The sequence below is a fragment of the Rhizobium sp. L51/94 genome (assembly GCF_019355555.1).
Taxonomy (GTDB): domain Bacteria; phylum Pseudomonadota; class Alphaproteobacteria; order Rhizobiales; family Rhizobiaceae; genus Rhizobium; species Rhizobium rhododendri.
Map to the genome: position 1 here is coordinate 3382623 of NZ_CP072141.1, position 19538 is coordinate 3402160.

21 protein-coding genes and 1 other annotated feature are annotated in these 19538 nt (G+C 60.2%); of the genes, 8 read left to right on the forward strand and 13 right to left on the reverse strand.

The genetic code is table 11. The features are described from left to right. Positions 1 to 18 precede the first annotated feature (18 nt). From J5274_RS16450 to J5274_RS16465, 4 genes are all read left to right on the forward strand, one after another. Positions 19 to 1428 carry a circularly permuted type 2 ATP-grasp protein gene (locus tag J5274_RS16450; protein WP_142823435.1) on the forward strand — a complete coding sequence of 470 codons (1410 nt, stop codon included), beginning with the start codon at positions 19 to 21 and terminating at the stop codon, positions 1426 to 1428. A gap of 7 nt (positions 1429 to 1435) precedes the next feature. Continuing rightward, on the forward strand, positions 1436 to 2377 hold the full coding sequence (locus tag J5274_RS16455) for an alpha-E domain-containing protein (protein WP_142823436.1): 942 nt from the start codon (positions 1436 to 1438) through the stop codon (positions 2375 to 2377). A 12-nt stretch (positions 2378 to 2389) separates the two neighbouring features. Beyond that, positions 2390 to 3211, forward strand: coding sequence for a transglutaminase family protein (locus tag J5274_RS16460; protein WP_142823437.1), 822 nt, complete (start codon positions 2390 to 2392; stop codon positions 3209 to 3211). 131 nt (positions 3212 to 3342) lie between these two features. Continuing rightward, positions 3343 to 5904, forward strand: coding sequence for an FAD-dependent oxidoreductase (locus J5274_RS16465; protein ID WP_219274682.1), 2562 nt, complete (start codon positions 3343 to 3345; stop codon positions 5902 to 5904). 39 nt (positions 5905 to 5943) lie between these two features. Here the strand turns inward: J5274_RS16465 and J5274_RS16470 are convergent, their stop codons facing one another. Both J5274_RS16470 and J5274_RS16475 read right to left on the reverse strand, forming a co-directional pair. Continuing rightward, positions 5944 to 6345 carry a DUF4112 domain-containing protein gene (locus J5274_RS16470; protein WP_224127772.1) on the reverse strand — a complete coding sequence of 134 codons (402 nt, stop codon included), beginning with the start codon at positions 6343 to 6345 and terminating at the stop codon, positions 5944 to 5946. 45 nt (positions 6346 to 6390) lie between these two features. Beyond that, positions 6391 to 7257: a transglutaminase family protein gene (locus J5274_RS16475; protein WP_142823439.1), complete on the reverse strand. Its 867-nt coding sequence runs from the start codon at positions 7255 to 7257 to the stop codon at positions 6391 to 6393. Between the two features lie 251 nt (positions 7258 to 7508). Between J5274_RS16475 and J5274_RS16480 the strand changes: the two genes are divergently transcribed. The 3 genes from J5274_RS16480 to J5274_RS16490 all read left to right on the forward strand — a co-directional run bounded on the left by J5274_RS16480 (position 7509) and on the right by J5274_RS16490 (position 10102). Then, the gene (locus J5274_RS16480; RefSeq protein ID WP_142823440.1) at positions 7509 to 7955 is read left to right on the forward strand and encodes a PRC-barrel domain-containing protein; all 447 of its coding nucleotides are present in this window, start codon (positions 7509 to 7511) and stop codon (positions 7953 to 7955) included. Between the two features lie 86 nt (positions 7956 to 8041). Next, on the forward strand, positions 8042 to 8380 hold the full coding sequence (locus J5274_RS16485; protein WP_142823441.1) for a hypothetical protein: 339 nt from the start codon (positions 8042 to 8044) through the stop codon (positions 8378 to 8380). A 130-nt stretch (positions 8381 to 8510) separates the two neighbouring features. Further along, positions 8511 to 8566: a sequence feature (sul1 is cis-regulatory element that is thought to sense ions involved in sulfur or methionine metabolism; They are found in Alphaproteobacteria), on the forward strand. Positions 8567 to 8635: 69 nt separating this feature from the next. Then, positions 8636 to 10102, forward strand: coding sequence for a SulP family inorganic anion transporter (locus J5274_RS16490; protein ID WP_142823442.1), 1467 nt, complete (start codon positions 8636 to 8638; stop codon positions 10100 to 10102). 68 nt (positions 10103 to 10170) lie between these two features. Here J5274_RS16490 and msrA read toward each other — a convergent pair whose 3' ends face one another. From msrA to J5274_RS16505, 3 genes are all read right to left on the reverse strand, one after another. Then, positions 10171 to 10677: a peptide-methionine (S)-S-oxide reductase MsrA gene (gene msrA, locus J5274_RS16495; protein WP_142823443.1), complete on the reverse strand. Its 507-nt coding sequence runs from the start codon at positions 10675 to 10677 to the stop codon at positions 10171 to 10173. Continuing rightward, a complete protein-coding gene (gene msrB / locus J5274_RS16500; RefSeq protein ID WP_142823444.1) occupies positions 10674 to 11123 on the reverse strand; it encodes a peptide-methionine (R)-S-oxide reductase MsrB in 450 nt (149 codons plus the stop codon). The genes msrA and msrB overlap by 4 nt, the downstream gene beginning before the upstream one ends. Positions 11124 to 11266: 143 nt before the next feature. Beyond that, positions 11267 to 11830 carry a TetR/AcrR family transcriptional regulator gene (locus J5274_RS16505; protein ID WP_142823445.1) on the reverse strand — a complete coding sequence of 188 codons (564 nt, stop codon included), beginning with the start codon at positions 11828 to 11830 and terminating at the stop codon, positions 11267 to 11269. Positions 11831 to 11920: 90 nt separating this feature from the next. Here J5274_RS16505 and J5274_RS16510 point away from each other — a divergent pair, with 90 nt between their 5' ends. Further along, positions 11921 to 12664, forward strand: coding sequence for an SDR family NAD(P)-dependent oxidoreductase (locus J5274_RS16510; RefSeq protein WP_142823446.1), 744 nt, complete (start codon positions 11921 to 11923; stop codon positions 12662 to 12664). A 59-nt stretch (positions 12665 to 12723) separates the two neighbouring features. Here J5274_RS16510 and J5274_RS16515 read toward each other — a convergent pair whose 3' ends face one another. From J5274_RS16515 to J5274_RS16550, 8 genes are all read right to left on the reverse strand, one after another. Next, entirely contained in the window at positions 12724 to 13560 is an 837-nt protein-coding gene (locus tag J5274_RS16515) for an aspartyl/asparaginyl beta-hydroxylase domain-containing protein (protein WP_142823447.1), read from the reverse strand. Positions 13561 to 13711: 151 nt separating this feature from the next. Then, positions 13712 to 14755, reverse strand: coding sequence for a Gfo/Idh/MocA family protein (locus J5274_RS16520; protein ID WP_142823448.1), 1044 nt, complete (start codon positions 14753 to 14755; stop codon positions 13712 to 13714). An 8-nt stretch (positions 14756 to 14763) separates the two neighbouring features. Then, positions 14764 to 15555, reverse strand: a complete 792-nt coding sequence (locus J5274_RS16525) for a ThuA domain-containing protein (protein WP_142823449.1) — start codon at positions 15553 to 15555, stop codon at positions 14764 to 14766. Between the two features lie 129 nt (positions 15556 to 15684). Next, positions 15685 to 16026: an SMR family transporter gene (locus tag J5274_RS16530; protein ID WP_142823450.1), complete on the reverse strand. Its 342-nt coding sequence runs from the start codon at positions 16024 to 16026 to the stop codon at positions 15685 to 15687. Positions 16027 to 16041: 15 nt separating this feature from the next. Beyond that, positions 16042 to 16605: a TetR/AcrR family transcriptional regulator gene (locus tag J5274_RS16535; protein ID WP_142823451.1), complete on the reverse strand. Its 564-nt coding sequence runs from the start codon at positions 16603 to 16605 to the stop codon at positions 16042 to 16044. A gap of 47 nt (positions 16606 to 16652) precedes the next feature. Next, on the reverse strand, positions 16653 to 17741 hold the full coding sequence (locus J5274_RS16540; RefSeq protein ID WP_142823452.1) for an ABC transporter ATP-binding protein: 1089 nt from the start codon (positions 17739 to 17741) through the stop codon (positions 16653 to 16655). Beyond that, positions 17738 to 18565, reverse strand: a complete 828-nt coding sequence (locus tag J5274_RS16545; protein ID WP_111222583.1) for a carbohydrate ABC transporter permease — start codon at positions 18563 to 18565, stop codon at positions 17738 to 17740. Before J5274_RS16545 ends, J5274_RS16540 begins: the two co-directional genes overlap by 4 nt. Then, the gene (locus J5274_RS16550) at positions 18562 to 19464 is read right to left on the reverse strand and encodes a carbohydrate ABC transporter permease (RefSeq protein WP_142823453.1); all 903 of its coding nucleotides are present in this window, start codon (positions 19462 to 19464) and stop codon (positions 18562 to 18564) included. Before J5274_RS16550 ends, J5274_RS16545 begins: the two co-directional genes overlap by 4 nt. Between the last annotated feature and the right edge of the window lie 74 nt (positions 19465 to 19538).

A 19538-nucleotide genomic window follows, 5' to 3' on the forward strand; every position in this document is an offset into this window, starting at 1 on the left:
AAAACGGGGACCGCAGCTTTGGCATTTGACGAAATGATAACGGCCGGTGAAAGCCCGCGCGCGCCTTATCAAACCTATTCGGAATGGTTCAACAACCAAGATCGCGCCCATCTGATTGCCAAGTCCCGCGACGCCGAGAACATCTTTCGCAAAACAGGCATAACCTTCGCGGTCTACGGACACGAAGATTCATCGGAAAAGCTGATCCCCTTCGATATCATCCCGCGCATCATCTCCGGCCGTGAATGGCGAAAGCTCGCGCAGGGCATCGAACAGCGCGTCATCGCACTGAATGCCTTCCTCGACGACATCTACCACAAGCAGGAAATCATCCGCGCCGGTCGGGTGCCGCGTGAACTGATCGAGAAGAATATCGCCTTCATCCCCGAGATGATCGGCTTCCGGCCTCCGGGCGGCGTTTATACCCACATCGTCGGCACTGACATCGTGCGCACCGGCGAAGACCAGTTCTATGTGCTGGAAGACAATGCCCGCACGCCGTCGGGTGTCAGCTACATGCTGGAAAACCGCGAAACCATGATGCAGATGTTTCCGGAGCTGTTCCATCAGAACAAGGTGCGCCCGGTCGAGGATTATCCGAACCTGTTGCGCCAGAGCCTGGCGTCGCTTGCCCCTCCCGGCTGTTCGGGCAAGCCGCGCGTCGCAGTTCTGACCCCCGGCATCTACAATTCCGCCTATTACGAGCACTCGTTCCTCGCCGACATGATGGGCGTCGAGCTGGTCGAGGGCTCCGACCTCCGCGTCATCGACGGCAAGGTGAAGATGCGTACCACACGCGGCTATGAGGCAATCGACGTTCTCTACCGCCGCGTCGATGACGAATACCTCGATCCCCTGACCTTCCGGGCGGACTCTGCGCTCGGCATTCCCGGCATCATGGATGTGTATCGTGCCGGCCACATCACCATCGCCAATGCACCCGGCACCGGCATCTCCGACGACAAGGCGATTTACTCTTATATGCCGGAGATCGTCGAATTCTACACCGGTCGCAAGCCGCTTCTGGAGAACGTGCCGACCTGGCGCTGCTCCGAACCCGACAGCCTCAAATACGTGCTCGAGCATCTGTCCGAACTGGTGGTCAAGGAAGTCCATGGGTCCGGCGGCTACGGCATGCTGGTTGGCCCGACCTCCTCCAAGAAGGAATGCGCCGAGTTCGCCGAGAAGCTGAAAGCCCGGCCGAACAACTATATTGCCCAGCCGACACTGTCGCTGTCGACCGTGCCGATCATGGTCAACAAGGGCATCGCGCCACGCCACGTCGACCTCAGGCCCTATGTGCTGGTTTCCGACAAGGTGCAGATCATTCCCGGCGGACTGACCCGCGTGGCGCTGAAGGAAGGCTCGCTGGTCGTCAACTCCAGCCAGGGCGGCGGCACCAAGGATACCTGGGTACTGGAGGACTGATACGGACATGCTTGGAAGAACCGCCAATGGCCTCTACTGGATGTTCCGTTACATCGAGCGCGCCGAAAACATTGCCCGCCTGGTCGACGCCGGAATGCGCATGTCGCTGACCCGCATGGGCGCGGTCGAAGACGATTGGGACGGTGTGCTGCAAAGCGCCGGCGTCCGCGAAACCTACGACGTCGGCCACGCCAAGCTCACCGGCGCCGACGCCATCGACTACCTTTTGCGCGACCGCAACAATCCCTCGAGCGTCATGTCCTGCATCGATGCCGGCCGCAACAATGCCCGCATGGTGCGAACCGCGCTGACACGCGAGACCTGGGAAGCGACCAACGAGTGCTGGATCGACCTCAAGGCGCTGCTCGGCAAACGGCTGAAGGCGGCGGAAATGCCTGAAGTCATCGATGCGATAAAGCGTCGCGCCGGACTGATTCGTGGCGCATTCCACGGCTCCATGCTGCGCAACGAACTCTACAACTTCGCCCGCATCGGTACATTCATCGAGCGCGCGGACAATACGGCACGCATCCTCGACGTCAAATATTACGTGCTGCTGCCATCCGTCTCGGCGGTCGGTTCATCGCTGGACAATGTCCAGTGGGAGTCGATCCTGCGCTCGGTCTCGGCCCATCGCTCCTACAGCTGGGTCTACGATGCGGAATACAAGCCGTCGAACATTGCCGACTTTCTGATCCTCAACAGCCAGATGCCGCGCTCGCTCGCCTATTGCTACGAGAAGATCGTCAGCAATCTCAGCTATCTCGCCCGCGAGGATGGCGAACGTCTTGCTGCCCATGACACCGGTGAAAGCATCCGCAAAATGCTGCAGACGCTGGAGATCAAGGATATCATGAACAACGGCCTGCACGAATTTCTCGAGAACTTCGTCTGGCGCAATAACCAGCTCGGCCAGGAAATATCCGACGGTTATCGTTTCAATCAATAAGCGGGTTTGATCATGAGACTGAAGATTAGTCACGTCACCGAATACCGCTACGACGAACCGTCGCAATTCTCGTTGCAGCGGCTGCGTCTGACGCCGCTCACCGGCCCCGGACAGACCGTGCTCGACTGGTCGCTGACCGTCGAAGGCGCCAAGACGGAGGTCGAATATGACGACCAGTTCGGCAATCGTACCAACCTGATGTCGCTCGATGGCGCGCAGGATCGCACCCGCATCGTCGCTATGGGCGAGATCGAGACGCACGAGCTGAATGGTGTGATCGGCCCACACTCCGGCTATTGCCCGCTCTGGCTGTTCCTACGCGACACGCCGCTCACCAAGGCCGGCAAATTGACCAAGGAACTGGTGCGTTCGGCGACCGGCGAGAGCGAGATCGGTCGCATGCACGCGCTGATGGGCACCATCAACCGGACTGTCGAGTATATCCAGGGCACCAGCGATACCGAGACGACAGCCGAGCAGGCGCTGGAGAGAAAGAGCGGCGTCTGTCAGGACCACGCCCATATCTTCATCGCTGCCGCGCACGCCATGCGCATCCCTGCCCGCTATGTCTCGGGCTACCTGATGATGGAAGGCATTACCGAGCAGACGGCAACGCATGCCTGGGCAGAAGCCTACATGCCGGGCCTCGGCTGGATCGGCTTCGACCCGGCAAACGACATCTGCCCGGACGAACGCTATGTCCGGATTGCGACAGGCCTCAGCTACCGCGACGCCGCTCCCGTCTCAGGGATGCGCATCGGCACGCCCGGGGAAAGCCTGACGGTGAAGGTGACAGTCGAAGCAGAACAGATGCAGAGCCAGTCGCAAAGCTGATACCATACGCTACGACCGAAGGAGCAGATCTGCCGCTGGTCGTGGGGCATTTTGATAATGTCGCAGACAGGCTTCAGTCGACCCGCCGCTTGTTCTAATGTCGCCTCACAACACGAAGCGGAGTGGCATTCATGGCAGAGTTCCCGAACAAGGCGAAGGTCGTTATCATCGGTCTGGGGGGCATCGTCGGCGCCTCCATCGTCCACCACCTGATTGAGCGCGGTTGGGACGATATCGTCGGGATCGACAAATCGGGCGTGCCGACAGACATCGGCTCTACCGCCCATGCCTCCGACTTCTGCTACGCCACCAGCCATGATTTCCTCTCCTGCTGGACAACCCTCTATTCCATCGATTTCTACGAGAAGATGGGCCATTACGCCCGCGTTGGCGGCATCGAGGTCGCGCGTGTCGGGGACGACAGCCGCATGGACGAGATCAAGCGCAAGGTCGCCTCGGGCAAGGCTTTCGGCACCCGCGCCGAATTGATCGGCCCGGCCGAGATCAAGGCGAAATTTCCGCTGATCGAAGAAGATCTGGTTCAGGGTGGCCTTTGGGATCCGGATGCCGGCCTCGTCATTCCGCGCTCGCAGACCGTTGCCGGCAAGCTGGTCGATCAGGCCGAAGCCTCCGGCAAGCTAAAGGTGTTCGCCAACACTTCCGCGCGCTCGCTGGTGGTGGAGAATGGCCGGATCAAGGCCGTCGTCACCGACCGGGGCACCGTCGAGGCCGATTACGTCGTCGTTTGCGCCGGCATCTGGGGCCGCCTGATCGCCGAGATGGTTGGCGAGGACCTGCCGGTCATGCCGATCGACCATCCGCTGACCTTCTTCGGCCCCTACACCGAGTTCGCAGGCACCGGCAAGGAGATCGGCTGGCCGCTGATGCGCGACCAGGGCAACTCCGCCTATATGCGCGACACTGGCGACCCGAAGACAGCCGAAGGTGGCCAGATCGAGTGGGGCTACTACGAGGAAACCAATCCGCGCCTCTGTCATCCCCGCGAGCTGCTCGAAAAGCACCAGACCCGCCAGTCGCCGTCACAGCGCGATCTCGACCTCGAGCAGGTGCTGGCGCCGCTGGAACGCGCCATGGAACTGACGCCGATCCTGGCCGAACTCGGCTACAACGAAAGCCATTCGTTCAACGGCCTGCTGCAGGTGACATCCGATGGCGGTCCGTCCATGGGCGAGAGCCAGAAAGTGCGCGGTCTCTGGTATGCCGTCGCCATCTGGGTCAAGGACGGCCCTGGCATGGGCAAGCTGATCGCCGACTGGATGACTGACGGACGCACCTCCATCGACCATCACGCCGTCGACTATTCGCGCTTCTATCCGCACCAGATGGAAGAGCAGATGATCTGGGATCGCTGCTCGGAAACCGCCACCAAGGTCTACAATCCCGCCGTCCACCCGCGCGAGCCCTTCTCCAAGGGCCGCAATGTCCGCCGTTCGCCGTTCTGGGAGCGCGAGAAGGAACTGGGCGGCTACTTCATGGAACTGGGCGGCTGGGAGCGCGCCCATGGCTATGCCGCCAACGAGCATCTGCTGGAAAAATACGCCGACCGCGTACCCGTGCGCGAGAACGAGTGGGACAACCGCCATTTCTGGCGCGTCTCCAACGCCGAGCATCTGGCGATGAGCGAGGATTGCGGCATCGTCAACCTGTCGCATTTCGCCATGTTCGATATCGAAGGCCCGGATCACGTCGAACTGATGGAATGGCTCTGCGCTGCCAAGATCGGCGGCGACGGCAATATTGGCAAAGGCATCTACACCCACTTCCTCGACGAGGAAGGCATGGTTCGCGCCGACTTTACGGTGATCCGCATGGCTGATCGCTGCCGGATGATCGACGGCGCCGACGCTGGCCCGCGCGATTTCCACTACATGCGCCGCGTCGCAGAGGACAAAGGCTTCGATGTCACCATCACCGACGTCACCGAGAAATACATCACCATCGGCATCTGGGGACCGAATGCTCGGGAGACGCTGCAGAAGGTGGTCGAAGACCCTGCCGCCCTCGCCCCTGAAAACTTCCCCTTCGCAGCCATCAAGCCGCTGAAGATCGGCGGCAAAAACGTTACGGCGTTCCGTATCTCCTACGTCGGCGAACAGGGCTGGGAGTTGCACATGGCCTATGACGACGGCCTTGCCGTCTGGGATGCCTTGCGCGCAACGGGCGTGATGGCGTTCGGCGTCGAGACCTATGCCAACTCCCGCCGGATGGAGAAAAGCCTGCGCCTGCAGAATGCCGATCTTCTGACGGAGTACAATCTTCTGGAAGCAGATCTGGCTCGTCCCAAGGTCAAGGAAGCGGATTTCGTCGGCAAGGCAAAGCATCTGGAATATCGGGCCAGAGACCATCAGCCGGCCATGCTCTGCACGCTCGTGATGACGGACAACATCGATGCCAAGGGCGTGGGGCGCTACCCCGTTGGCATCCTGCCGGTCCTGGATCCCGAAACCGGCGAGACGCTGGTCGACGAACTCGGCCGACGCTCCTTCACCACCTCCATCGCCTACGGCCCGACGATCGGCAAGAATGTCGCGCTTGCCTATCTGCCATGGTCCCATGCCGAGATGGGTCGCAAACTGATAGTCGAGTATTTTGGCGAGACCTATCCGGTCGAGGTGGTCGCCGTCGGCTACAAACCGCTTTACGATCCTGACAACCTAAAGCCGCGAAGCTGATGCGCAATCAGGCACTCCGCAACCGGAGTGCCCGAGCTGCTAACGCCTTCCGGCAAAGAGCTCTCGTTCTTCCACTTCGAAATGCTCCAGAAGGAGCTGGACATTGCGCCGGTTGGATTTGAAATAGACGTCGAAGAGATCGCCGATCAGCGGCACACTCCCGGCGACAGTATCGAGCCCGATATTCCCCAGCATCTTCAGCAGCAACTGGTTCGAAACGCCCAGCCGTCTCGCCTCGTTGACGATAACGAGGCCGATCAGCGCACCGCCGGCGTCGCCGATGCCCGGGATAAGCCCCATCACCGAGTCGGCGCCGAAGCTTATGCCGGTGCCCGGTATGCGGATGGCGCTGTCCATCAGCCGTGCAATGCCGTGGGCGCGGCGCAACCGGCTGACCAACTCGTGGCGTTGCATCGCCTGGCCCGTGTCAGTTCTTGTCATGAATACCTCTGTCAGCCGCCAGGACGGCGGCGATTTTTATTGGCCTCACTGGGCGCCGGCGTTCGGCGCCGGCTCTTCCGTGGAGATCGCATCCGTCGTCCGCCCGGGCTTCTCGCCCGACCCGTCCGCGTGCTCGATGGTGATCTTCACCGGGCCGGGCTCCATTTTGCCGAAGGGAGACGCAAAGGCGATTTCAGCCGCGTCACGCCCGACGCCGATCCGCACCAAACCATCGAGATTGGCCTGGCGGGTGGCATCGAACAGCCACCATCGGCCACCCATGTAGGCTTCGAAAACAGCATGGAAATCGCGAGGCTCGAGCCCGTATGCGTAGCAGGACACAAAGCGGGCCGGAATATTCAGAGCGCGGCAGAAGGCAATGCCGATATGCGCGAAATCGCGACACACGCCGGCCCGCAACAACAGGCTTTCGTCGGCCGTCGTCTGCTCGTTCGACGCACCCCGGCGGTAATCGATATTCTCATGGATCCAGTTGCAGATCGCCGTCACACGTCTGTGCCCACCAGGCATCGCTCCAAACTCTCGGTTGGCGAAGGCAGCCAGCCGGTCCGAGGGCACGAACCGCGACGGCAGCAGGAACGGCACGATATCGAGCGGCAGTTCGGACAGCGGCGTCTCGTCGATGGTCTCCGGGTCGGCGCGGAAGACATCGAGCGTCACCTCAGCCTCATATGAAAGGTGGAGCGGACCCGGCGACGCGTCGATGCTGAGATAGCGATTGTTGATATCTGGAACCACATGGGTCCGGCGCTTCAGATCAGGGGTGATGATCAAACGTTCGGTGAGCTGCTGATGACGCATCAGTCTCGCAACTTCCAGATTGAAGATGAACGTCGTCGGCTCGAGAACCTCGTACGACAAATCGCAGCCGAGCCTGTATCGTACGGTCATTTCCAATCCCTGACAGCGTGTGTTGTGCAACGCTCCCAAACAGTTCACCCGCCATTTTGTTCCAGCCGATATCAGCGCATGACCTGCAATTATCAGGGCTCAGCGAGTGGCCTCCTTATATTAGACACTTATCGGCGGATTGAAGGAAAGCGATTTAAAACAACGCCCTATGGAACAACATTCATCTTCAGGAATTTCTTATCCGCACTGGCCGACACGTCGTCGGCCTACATAATCCTAGGGAGTCCTTTATGAAATTCCGTTCGCTCGTTGCCGGTCTGACGCTCACACTCATCGGTGGTGCAGCCTTTGCTCAGACGTCGGCAGCTACCGGGGCAGATGCCACGATGGCAGGCCCAGGCATCACCATGGGCAAGATGGCTAGCGGCCCCCTGAAGTACGTCAACATTCAGGACACCGACATCGTCACTTCGAAGCTGATCGGCGTCGACATCTACAACAAGCAGAATGACAAGATCGGCGAAGTCTCCGACATCGTCATCGGCGGCGGCAAGTCCGTCATCGGCATCGTCGCCAGCGTCGGCGGCTTCCTCGGCCTCGGCGAAAGCTATGTCGTGCTCGACCCATCGTCTGTCGCCCTCGCCGACGATAACGGCACCTGGAAGGCCTATGTCGACACCTCCAAGGAAGACCTGACGAAGGCCCCGAAGCTCGACTACTCCAAGTTCAAGAAATAATCGCCGACAACCGGATTGGGCCAGCCACGCGCTGGCCCTTTTCGCGTCTTCCGACCCACCTGAAACGCAGCGGAAAGATTAATCCCATGACCTACAAGACATTGATCCTCGCCACCGTCGCCGCTGCCTTTCTGGTGACACCGGCGCTCGCCCAGACCAAGGAAGATCCTGCAGTGACCGCATGCAAGGCCACCGGCCTGATCGCTCTGCAGGCAAAATCGCCCGACATCACCGACATCGTTTTTGACATGGAGAGCCTGGCCGTCAGCGCCGCGGATACCAAGGTCGAGGATGTTTCGGTGAAAACGGTGGTGCTCGGCGAGGCCTATCTCTCTCGCAAGGGCGTGACTGGAAAATCCGATCGCTTCGTCTGCCTTCTCGGCGACAAGGGCACGGTCCTGCTGACGTTCTTCACCGCGCAGTAAGGTATCAGGCCAGCCGGACCAACGGCTCGGCAGCGATTTTGAACGTTTGAATGGCATCGACTGCAAAACTGCAAGCGGTGCCATTTTCTGTTGCGCCGCAATATCGAGTCTGGCTATAAGAGCTTATTCGACTGGACCCGGTGAAAATCCGGGTGGCTATTCCGGCCGCCGATCCGCCGGACCACGCAAATATGTGCATGCCAGGATACGACCGCATTTCAGCGGCGATCGCCATGCTTTGCGAGAATTCATCACATGATCCTATCGTCCTTCAGCCGGGACTGGTCTGCCCGTCCCACGCGTGAAATGCTGGCCGGTGCAGTTGCCACCTTCGCCCTCATCCCGGAAGTCATCGCCTTTTCCTTCGCGGCCGGCGTCGATCCGCAGGTCGGCCTGTTTGCTTCCTTCGTCATCGGCATCGTCATCGCCTTTACAGGCGGCCGCCCCGCGATGATCTCGGCTGCGGCCGGCTCCGTCGCCCTCGTGGCAGCTCCGCTGGTCCACAGCCACGGCCTTCCCTACCTGCTTGCCGCCGGACTGCTCGCCGGCGTCATCCAGATCCTCTTCGGCCTTCTCCGCCTCGGCGTGCTCATGCGCTTCGTCTCGAAGTCTGTACGGACGGGCTTCGTCAACGCCCTTGCGATCCTGATCTTCTCGGCCCAGATGCCACAGGTCATCGGCGCCGGATGGGCTACCTATGCAGTACTTGCCGCAGGCCTCGCGCTCATCTACCTGCTGCCCCTGATAACAACGGCTATCCCCTCGCCGCTGATCTGCATCGTCGTTTTGACAGTCGCGTCGGTCATGCTGCACCTGCCGGTAAAGACCGTCGCCGATCTCGGACGGCTGCCCGACAGCCTGCCGATCTTTGCGTGGCCTTCCGTGCCGTTGACGCTCGAAACCCTCGGCATCATCGCCGGCCCGGCGCTTGCCATTGCCATGGTCGGGCTACTGGAATCGATGATGACCGCCAGCGTCGTCGACGACCTCACCAATACACCGAGTTCCAAGAACCGCGAAGCCACCGGTCTCGGCCTGGCCAACGCGGCTGCCAGCCTTTTTGGCGGCATTGCCGGCTGCGGCATGATCGGCCAGACGGTGAGCAACATCAAATACGGCGGTCGCGGTCGCCTCTCGACGCTGTTTGCGGGCGCATTCCTGCTCATCCTGATGGTGCTCCTGAAGCCATGGGTATCGCAGGTACCGGTTGCCGCCTTGGTGGCGATCATGGTCATGGTCTCGATCGACACCTTCGACTGGTCGTCGCTCAGGGCCATCGTCATCCATCCGAAAATGTCGAGCACAGTGATGCTGGCAACCGTGGCGGTGACTGTCGCTACGTCAAACCTGGCGATGGGCGTCGCGGTCGGCGTGCTCCTCAGCGGCGTGTTCTTCGCCTTCAAGGTGGCGCGACTGATGGACGTGACACTCGAACCGGCGGCGGTTGACGGTCAATCCACCTTCCGAGTGACAGGACAGGTGTTCTTCGCCTCGGCCGACCTGTTTGTCGATGCATTCGACGTCGCGGAGTTTGCCGGCAAGTCGGTCGTCATCGACGTGTCGCGCGCACATTTCTGGGACATTACCGCCGTCGCGGCGCTGGACCGGGTGGTTGCCCGCTTCAGGGCGCAAGGAGCAAGCGTCGATGTCCGCGGCATGAACAAGGCCAGTTCGACACTGGTCGAAACGCTCGACAGGCCATCGACCGAAAACGCCTCCTGAGGAGCGCATCAAACAGAAAAAGGGCCCGCTGGCTGATGCCAGCGGGCCCTTTGACATAAGCCCTTCGCTCAGGCGGCCTGCGTCCGGCGCGGCAGCTTCCAGTTCGGGCGGATGAAATGGCAGGTATAGCCATTCGGGATCCGCTCCAGATAATCCTGGTGCTCAGGCTCTGCCTCCCAGAAATCGCCGACCGGCGAGACTTCGGTGACGACCTTGCCCGGCCACAGCTTCGACGCGTCGACATCGGCGATGGTGTCTTCGGCGATCCGCTTCTGCTCGTCGTTGACATAGAATATCGCAGACCGGTAGCCTGAGCCGACATCGTTCCCCTGCCGGTTCGGCGTCGACGGATCGTGGATCTGGAAGAAAAACTCCAGGAGATCGCGGTAGCTGATTTTCGAAGGATCGAAGTTGATCTCGATGGCCTCGGCATGGTTCCCGTGATTGCGGTAGGTCGCATTGCGCACCTCGCCGCCGGAATAGCCGACGCGTGTCGAGACGACGCCGGGCATCTTGCGGATCAGATCCTGCATGCCCCAGAAGCAGCCACCGGCAAGAACAGCACGTTCGGTCATTGGACTTCCTCCGTCTGGTTGATATAGGCGCCGTAGCCTTCAGCCTCCATCTGGTCACGATGGATGAAGCGCAGCGACGCGGAGTTGATGCAATAGCGAAGACCGCCGCGATCTTGCGGCCCATCGGGAAATACGTGGCCCAGATGGCTGTCGCCATGCTTGGATCGCACCTCGATGCGGACCATGCCATGCGACGAATCGTGCACCTCGTTCACATAGGCAGGCTCGATCGGCTTGGTGAAGCTCGGCCAGCCGCAATGGGAATCGAATTTGTCGGACGAGGCAAACAGCGGTTCTCCGGATACGATGTCCACGTAGATCCCAGGCTCCTTGTTGTTCAGCAAGGGGCCGCTGCCCGGACGTTCTGTTCCGCTTTGCTGCGTCACCCGGTATTGTTCCGGCGTCAGCTTGGCCACGGCTTCTGCCGTTTTCCTGTATTCCGTCATTGTAACCTCCAACGGTTTCTTCTGACCAGAGATGGCGATGCAAAGCCGATTTTTCAATCGCCGATGCCAGCAGGATAATGCAATTGCTTACATGCGACGGCAGTTGTCGCGTCGAAGAGAAGATGCAGTTGTCCCGGTGATGGCTAATCCGAACCTCTTACGCTTATGCCATTCAGGAACAAGTCCACCAGATGGCCGATACGCGATTTCGATGAATCGTCATTTTCGATGGCAATGGAGATGGCAGTTACAATGTAGATGAAATCCTCGTAAGTGACATCGCGGCGGATGGTGCCTGCTTCTTGTCCACGCTGCAGCAGCCGACGCCCTTCCGCGGTAATCGCATTACATCCGGGCGTCCCGCATTGGATAACAGTCCCGATCGAAACAGCAAGGCTCTGATACGTGCTCGTGTTCCTGGCAAGATCTTCAAGATAAGCTCGCACCGCATCGCCTGGAGTTAGATCTGGGTCGCGCTTACGGCTGGTCTCCGCCAGCGACAAGAAACGCTCGTTGCTGGTAGCGGCCAGAAGTGCCTCACGCGTGGGAAAGCGACGATAAAGCGTGCCGATACCGACGCCTGCGCGCTTGGCAACCTCCTCCAGCGGAACACCCGCTCCTTTTTCCAGAAAGAGCTCCTCTGCGGCAGAAAGGATAAGTTCGCGGTTTTTTTTCGCGTCAGCCCGGAGGGCGGGTTCATCATTCAACTTATTTTCCTTGATCGCTTGCCAAGTGGAGGATACCTCCATATTACAAGTGGAGCAATCCTCCACTTGTCAAAAAAAGGTAAATAAGAAATGACAAAACGTTTCGAAAGCAAAATCGTGGTGATAACGGGAGGTAGCGACGGCATCGGCCTCGCAACGGCAAAACTTTTCGCCATCGAAGGTGCGTACGTGTACATCACAGGACGCCGGCAAGAACTACTCGCCGAGGCCGTGAATGAGATCGGCCACGGGGCGGTCGGCGTGCAAGGTGATGTCACCAAGTCTGCCGACGTCGTTCGGCTTTACGAACGGATCCAAAGCGACCACCAAAGGGTCGATGTCGTGTTCGCCAATGCGGGCATTTACGAGGTCGTTCCGCTCGATGCGATCGACGAAACGCATTTCGACTCGATCTTCAACGTCAATGTGAAAGGTATGGTGTTCACAGTGCAGAAAGCACTTCCGCTGATGACAGCAGGAAGTGCCGTCGTCCTCAACGGCTCCATTGCTGGCAGTAAAGGCCTGCCAAGCCAGTCTCTTTATAACGCCAGCAAGGCAGCGGTGCGCTCGTTCGCTCGAAGCTGGACGAATGAGCTTAAGGAGCGAGGCATCCGCGTCAACGTCGTCTCGCCTGGTGGAACAGAAACACGCCTCATACGCAGCTACCTTGACACGCAACCGGAAGTCGAAGAGGCGCTCAATAGAAGCGTACCCCTTGGGCGGTTGGGAAAACCGGACGAGGTGGCACGCGCAGTCCTTTTCCTGGCATCAAGCGAGAGTAGCTTTGTCGCTGGACATGAACTCTTTGTCGATGGCGGTGTCGCCGCGGTTTAGGCCGAGGGCATCGCAATGCCATTGCAATCCCGGCCTCACTGCAACTGCCTGTGGTTGACCTAGTCCGTCTTGCGGTTCCGCAACGCCTCGGCCTGGGCGTAGAACTTCTTTTCCCACTCCTTGTGGTTGTCGAGACCTTCGCGGATAAATGGGGTGAAGATCGCCAGGTTCATCAGCATCCAATTGATGAAATTGGCCGGGAAACGGGTAGGCTTGTTGAAGTCGACGAACAGTACGACGCGGGTCTTGTCGGTGTGGTTCCAGGCCTCGTGCTCATACGCGTCGTCGAAAATGAGTACCTTGCCTTCCTGCCAGTGGCAAATCTGGTCCTTGACGCGGATCGCCAGCTTGTCAGCCGGTTCAGGCACGATCAGCCCCAGATGAAGGCGCAACACGCCATTATAGGGGCCGCGATGGGCCGGCAGGTGCTTGCCCGGCTCGAAGATCGAGAACATCGCCGTTTTCATGCCGGGAATTTTCTGCACGACCCGCCAAGTATCCGGGCAGGCCTGAATGTTCTGCTCGGATTTCAGCCCGAAGCCGGCGAGAAAGAATGTCCTCCAGTGGCTGTCCGTCGAGATCGTCTTCACATCCGTGGAAATTTCCTGGAAGGTCGGCAATTCGCTCTGGCGTAGCAACACGCGGTCGAGTTCGGCGCGAATCAGCGGCCAGTCCTTCTCGATCTCGGCGACCCAGGGAAAGGTCGCATTGTCGTAGACGGGGGGATTGCCGAGCTTGGCATATTTCAGGTTCAGCCGTTCGGCCCAGGCAACGATGCCCATGAAGAAGCGCGTCATGGCTCCCGGGCGCTCCATCGGCGCGATGCCGGTCGTGGCGAAAGTCTGGTCGGAAGGCTTTGGCTCTACGGAAGAGGAATTGGTCAGGGTATCGGTCATATCTATCAATTTCTGCTGGAAAGACGATCGTCGAGCGTCGGAGTTGGGCTTATAGAGCCATTCGGTTTGCGGCTAGTATGTATGCAATCGGCTACGATGCGCAAGCATCGCAGTCCGCGATCCCGGCACGCATCACCGCATTCTGATCGCCTCAGACTTTCAGTTCGCGGCGCTCGAGTTCCGTCACAAGCGCCAGATCCAGAACCTTCTGCAGATTGGCGGCATGGCGGAAATTCGGATCCTGGGGAACGCCGGTGCGCACAGCCTCTGCAAAGCGCTGGTAGTTGGTCGGCACCGCGGGTACGTCGATGACTTTCCACTCCGCCGTTTCCACATCGTCTCCGACGCAGGCGCGCAGTTCCGAACCGTCCGGACGGTGGATGACTTCTAGCCCGCCGCGCTCGCCATAGACCCGCAACTTCAGTTCGTTGAGATGCCCCGTTGCCCAGCGCGTCGCATGCACGACGCCAAGGGCGCCGTTGGCAAAATCCACCGACATCGCAAAGCTGTCATTGGCATCGAGCCGGTATTCACCAATCTGCCCACCGGGCGCCTTATTGAAGGTCTTCAGTCGTGCAAACACGTGGTCGATATCGGTGGCGGCGCCATAGGCGGCAAAATCCAGAATGTGGATGCCGATATCGCCCAGCACGCCGTTCGACCCGTGGCCAGTCGATAGCCGCCAGAGCCAGGTGGATTCGCTGCGCCAATCTCCCCAGGCCTTGGAAACGAGCCAACTCTGCAGGTAGGACGCCTCGACGTGCTTGACTGTGCCGATCTCGCCGGCGATCACCATCTCGCGGGCCCGCTGCAGCGGCGCGACGTTACGATAGGTCAGGTTGACCATGTTGATGACGCCGGCTCGTTCGGCCGCCTCCGTCATCTCGAGCGCCTTTTCATAGTTCTCGGCCAGCGGCTTTTCGCAAAGCACATGCTTTCCGGCCGCCAGCAGGGCGAGCGTCGTCGGGTGGTGCATGCGATCCGGCGTGACGTTCGTCGCCGCGTCGAATTTCCCCCAGGCGATCGCCTCGTCCAACGACGTGAACCGGGTCTTGATATTAAACCGGTCGGCAAAGGTCGCAAGCCGGGTGGCATCGCTGTCGACAGCCGCGACCACCTCCACGCCTTCTATGCGCGCGAAATGATCGAGCTGGTTCTTGCCCATGACGCCGGTGCCAACGATGATGAGACGCATATTCGACCTCAGCGGTAACCGGCTTCGCCGGCCTGGTGCAGTTTCGGGCCACGCTCCGTGATCGGCTCCAGCGCCTGCTCGACGGGAACGTTCGGCGCGTCGTGGATGCCGGTCAATGCGGCCTGCGGATTATAAGCCCAGGCAACGGCGTTGATCAGCACTGTCTTGATATTCGGGTCGTAGTAGGTCGGATAGGTCTCATGACCCGGGCGGAAATAGAAGATGTTTCCCGCGCCCCGCTTCCAGGTCATGCCCGACCGGAAGACCTCGCCGCCCTGGAACCAGGAAATGAACACCGTTTCGAGGGGTTCCGGCACCGAGAAAGCCTCGCCGTACATCTCCTCGTTTTCGAGCACGAAATTCTCCGGCAGACCGGCGGCGATGGGATGGCTCGGATTGACGACCCAGACGCGCTCCCGCTCGCCGGCCTCGCGCCATTTCAACGCACAGGGCGTGCCCATCATGCGCTTGAAGATCTTGGCGAAATGGCCTGAATGCAGGACGATGAGCCCCATGCCCTCCCAGACGCGCTTGGCGACGCGCTCGACGACCGCATCATCGACAGCCCCATGGTCGGCATGGCCCCACCAGACGAGGACATCGGTATCGCGCAGCCGCGCTTCGCTCAATCCGTGTTCCGGCTCCTGCAGGGTGGCAGTCGTTGCCTCGATGCGCACATCGCTGTTCAGCGCCGCGGCAATCGCTGTGTGCATGCCCTCCGGATAGACCTTGCGAACCACGTCGCTTGTCTGCTCGTGGATATTCTCGCCCCAAACCACTGTTCGAATTGTTTTTGCCATAGCATCTCTCCCGTGAGTCTCTGTTGTATTGCGGCATTCCCGCCTTTTTCGGGGCACGCTGCCAGCTCGCATGATGTTGAAGCAAATAGAGCGGCCATCCGAGTTGAGAAAGGGCGCCAGGCCTTGCGCTCAATGCGAAATCGATTTGGAAAACAGGTTGACGACGAGCACTCCGGCGATGATCAGCACAAGCCCGATGACGGCCGGCAGATCAAGGCGCTGACGGAAGAACACCAGCCCGACAACCGAAATCAGCACGATGCCGAGCGCGCTCCAGATCGCGTAGGCAACGCCGACGGGTATGGCCTTGAGCGTGATCGACAGGCAGTAGAACGAAGCTGTGTAGCACGCGACGAGGACGACGATCGGCCAGGGTCGCGTGAACTGCTGCGACAGTTGCAGCGCGGTCGTGCCGATTACCTCCAGCACGATGGCGACCAGCAGCAGGCCATAAACGGATGCATTCGCCATCGGGCCTTCTTCTTTCTATTTGTGCGTGAGACTGACAAGCCGGTCGACGAGCGCCTGCCGGGATGCGGGTGTTGCATCGCCACTGCCGAGAACCTCGGCAAGCCAGATCCCGTCTGTGGCAAACCGCACGATCCGGGCATCGACGGACGAATCCGTACCGACGAAATTCTCGCTCTGCTTTTCCACCCAGTCTCGCCAGCGCCGCCGCAGCGCCGGGTCGGTCAGCAGCGTCAGCGTCGCCTGCCCCCAGTCCCCGGGGGTGTCGGTACGCTCTTTGAGATCGACGACCGCACGCAGATAGCCACGGGTGAAACGGCCATAAGGCACTGGGTCGTTGCGCATTTGCCCATCGATGGCCGCATCCAGATGGTCCAGCAGGCTGTCGAGCATGGCCTCCAGCAAGCTGGCCTTGGTCGGGAAGTGATGCAGGAGTCCGCCCTTGCTGACCCCAGACGCAGCCGCTACGGCATCCAGCGTCACAGAGGCGACGCCGCGCTCAGCCGCCAGACGCGCGGCAACCGCAAGCAGTTGCTGGCGGATAAGCACGGGTTGCTTTTTTCTGTGGTGTGCGTCGGACATTCCGCATGACATACCGTCCAGACGGTTTTGTCAATTGTATAAACCCGTCAACTGGCCGACCCCACCTCGATGCGCCTTTCCGTCGTGACATCGAAAATATGCACCTGCGATGGGTCGATGGACAGGCCGATGCGATCCCCCGGCCGTACGCCCCGACGGGAGGTCTCGACGATAGTCAGTTCCGGGACCGTGACTGTCGTCAGGAACGTCGAGGACCCCGTCGATTCGACGGTGTCGATGCGGATATCGAACGTCCCCTGCCCTTCGGGCGCAGTGACGAGATGTTCGGGACGCAATCCGGCAAGCACCGGTTGGCCGGATTGCAACTGGCCGGAGATCGGCAGCATCCGCTGACCTTCTGCAAAATCGAGCACCACGCTCCGGCCATCGGCAGCGGCGCGTGCCGGCACGAAGTTCATCGCCGGTGAGCCGATGAAACCTGCCACGAAGCGATTGACAGGCCGGTCGTAGAGATCGAGCGGCGCACCCTGCTGCTCGATGACGCCGTCCTTCATGACAACGACATGATCGGCCATCGTCATTGCCTCGATCTGGTCATGGGTGACGTAGACGAAGGTCGCCTTGAGCCGCTCGTGCAGCATACGGATTTCCTTGCGCATGTGGACGCGCAACGCCGCGTCGAGGTTCGACAGCGGCTCGTCGAACAGGAAGGCCTTCGGATGGCGGACGATGGCGCGGCTCATGGCAACACGCTGCCGCTGGCCGCCAGAGAGCTCGCGCGGGTAGCGTTTCATCAACGGCGTCAGCCCTGTGGTGGCTGCAACATCGGCAGCGGCCTTGCGGGCCTCGGCTTTCTTCACGCCACGGATGCGAAGGCTGTAAGTGAGGTTCTCCTCGACCGTCATGTGGGGATAGAGCGCATAGGACTGGAACACCATGGCAATGTCGCGCTTGCGCGGCGGCACGTTGGTCATCAGTTCGCCGGCAATGCGCATGTCGCCCGCAGAGATCTTCTCCAGCCCCGCCAGCGACCGCAGAAGCGTGGACTTGCCGCAGCCGGACGGCCCGACCAGCGCGACGAAAGTGCCGTCCTCGATGGCCAGATTGATATCCTTAAGCGCGTGGAAGGCGCCGTAGTACTTGTTGACGCCGCTGAGTTCGATTTGAAGGGTCATTTGAGGGCTCCCGATGTGAGGCCGGAAACGATGCGTCGCTGCAGAAGAACGAAGATGGCAAGGATGGGCGTCACATAGATCGTCGAATAGGCCATGATCTTGTTCCAGTCGGTGGTGTTGGGGCCCATGAAGCTGTTGAGCCCGACGCTGGCGGGCTGCAGGTCCGCCGCCTGGATCATCGACTTCGAATAGACGAACTCGCCGAAGGCCTGCATGAAGATGAGAATGGCGCTGACGAGGATACCGTTGCGGGCCAGCGGCAGGACGATGTTGAAGAAGGCACCGATGCGCGAATTGCCGTCCACCAGCGCAGCCTCCTCCAGTTCCATCGGCACGCTCATGAATGTAGCGCGCACGAGCACCACGAAGAACGGCATCTTGTTCGCGGCGATGGCGATGATGACGGACAGACGCGGGTAGTCGAGCAGTCCGATCTGCGAGAAGCCGACAAATATCGGCGTGATCATCAGCGACGGCGGCAGCACCTGCAAAAGCAGGATCAGAAACAGCCCGACATCGATCCAGCGGTTGCGGTACCGCGCCAGCACATAGGCGCACCCGCAGCCGAATATCGAGATCAGCACGACGGCACCGACGGCGATGACCAGCGAGTTCCAGAGGTAGCGCGCCATGTTGCGGCTTGCCCACACCTCGCCATAGATGCTCCATTGGGGATCGTGCGGCCAGAAGCTGGGTGGCGTGACATACATCGCCGAGCCGCTTTTCAGACTGGTCACATACATCCAGTAGAGCGGAAAGAGGTAGATGACGGCAAGCACGATGGCGGCAAACAGCATCAGCCTGTTGCGGAAAGTGTCACTCATCCCCGCACCTCATGGCGTGTTGACCGGACATAGATCACCGAAGCGACAATGACGAAGACCAGCATGATGACCGAAATTGCAGCCCCCTTGGCGAAGTCGTACTGGCGGAACGACAGGTCCCAGGCCCAGAACTGCGCGACGTTGGACGAGTTGTTCGGCCCTCCGTCGGTAATCGCCGCAAACAGGTCGAATTGCTGCAGCGTGAAGATCAGCCCCAGCGAGACCACGGCACCGATGGTCGAGCGCATCATCGGCAGCGTAATCGTCCAGAAGCGCTGGAAGACATTGGCGCCATCGAGTTCGGACGCCTCGAACAGATCCTTCGGAATAGCGGCAAGGCCGACGGAGAGAAGGATCATATTGAACGCGGCACCCAGCCAGATGTTGGCGAGAATGACGGCCCACAGCGAGAAATTCGGGTCCGATCGCCAGAAGATGTTGCTGCTGATGATGCCGGTTTCGCGGAGCATGAAATTAAAGATGCCGAAGTCGCCGGACAGCATCCAGTTCCAGACAGCGCCGACAACAAGACCGGGCATCACCCACGACACCAGGAACAGCCCGCGCAGCCAGGAGGCGCCGGGAAAATTCACCCAGAAGAACAGTGCGAGGCCAAAGCCAATGGCAAACTGGCCGGCAATCGATGCTACGACGAAGATCGCCGTGTTGAAAAGGATGCTGCGCGTCTGCGGCAGCTGGAACAGGTCGATATAGTTCTGAAGACCGGCAAACGGCCTGATGAAGGTGCCCATGCTGAACATGTCGACCTGCTGGAAGCTCATCAGCACATTGTAGATGAGCGGCAGTCCGGACAGCAGGAACAGGAAGGACAGCGGAAAGACGACAAGCGTGATGTCGAAACCGCGACCGTCGGTGAGACTGGATAGGATTTTGCGCATGGTCTCCCTGTGGGTCAGCACGGCGGTGCTGCCTTGCAATCTCGAAATGGGGCCATCTCTACATTGGCGACGAG

Coding starts and splice junctions, on each gene's coding strand:
- J5274_RS16455 (WP_142823436.1), top strand. CDS start 1,436: ATGCTTGGAAGAACCGCCAATGGCCTCTACTGGATGTTCCGTTACATC.
- J5274_RS16460 (WP_142823437.1), top strand. CDS start 2,390: ATGAGACTGAAGATTAGTCACGTCACCGAATACCGCTACGACGAACCG.
- J5274_RS16465 (WP_219274682.1), top strand. CDS start 3,343: ATGGCAGAGTTCCCGAACAAGGCGAAGGTCGTTATCATCGGTCTGGGG.
- J5274_RS16470 (WP_224127772.1), bottom strand. CDS start 6,345: ATGACAAGAACTGACACGGGCCAGGCGATGCAACGCCACGAGTTGGTC.
- J5274_RS16475 (WP_142823439.1), bottom strand. CDS start 7,257: ATGACCGTACGATACAGGCTCGGCTGCGATTTGTCGTACGAGGTTCTC.
- J5274_RS16480 (WP_142823440.1), top strand. CDS start 7,509: ATGAAATTCCGTTCGCTCGTTGCCGGTCTGACGCTCACACTCATCGGT.
- J5274_RS16485 (WP_142823441.1), top strand. CDS start 8,042: ATGACCTACAAGACATTGATCCTCGCCACCGTCGCCGCTGCCTTTCTG.
- J5274_RS16490 (WP_142823442.1), top strand. CDS start 8,636: ATGATCCTATCGTCCTTCAGCCGGGACTGGTCTGCCCGTCCCACGCGT.
- msrA (WP_142823443.1), bottom strand. CDS start 10,677: ATGACCGAACGTGCTGTTCTTGCCGGTGGCTGCTTCTGGGGCATGCAG.
- msrB (WP_142823444.1), bottom strand. CDS start 11,123: ATGACGGAATACAGGAAAACGGCAGAAGCCGTGGCCAAGCTGACGCCG.
- J5274_RS16510 (WP_142823446.1), top strand. CDS start 11,921: ATGACAAAACGTTTCGAAAGCAAAATCGTGGTGATAACGGGAGGTAGC.
- J5274_RS16515 (WP_142823447.1), bottom strand. CDS start 13,560: ATGACCGATACCCTGACCAATTCCTCTTCCGTAGAGCCAAAGCCTTCC.
- J5274_RS16520 (WP_142823448.1), bottom strand. CDS start 14,755: ATGCGTCTCATCATCGTTGGCACCGGCGTCATGGGCAAGAACCAGCTC.
- J5274_RS16525 (WP_142823449.1), bottom strand. CDS start 15,555: ATGGCAAAAACAATTCGAACAGTGGTTTGGGGCGAGAATATCCACGAG.
- J5274_RS16530 (WP_142823450.1), bottom strand. CDS start 16,026: ATGGCGAATGCATCCGTTTATGGCCTGCTGCTGGTCGCCATCGTGCTG.
- J5274_RS16535 (WP_142823451.1), bottom strand. CDS start 16,605: ATGTCCGACGCACACCACAGAAAAAAGCAACCCGTGCTTATCCGCCAG.
- J5274_RS16540 (WP_142823452.1), bottom strand. CDS start 17,741: ATGACCCTTCAAATCGAACTCAGCGGCGTCAACAAGTACTACGGCGCC.
- J5274_RS16545 (WP_111222583.1), bottom strand. CDS start 18,565: ATGAGTGACACTTTCCGCAACAGGCTGATGCTGTTTGCCGCCATCGTG.
- J5274_RS16550 (WP_142823453.1), bottom strand. CDS start 19,464: ATGCGCAAAATCCTATCCAGTCTCACCGACGGTCGCGGTTTCGACATC.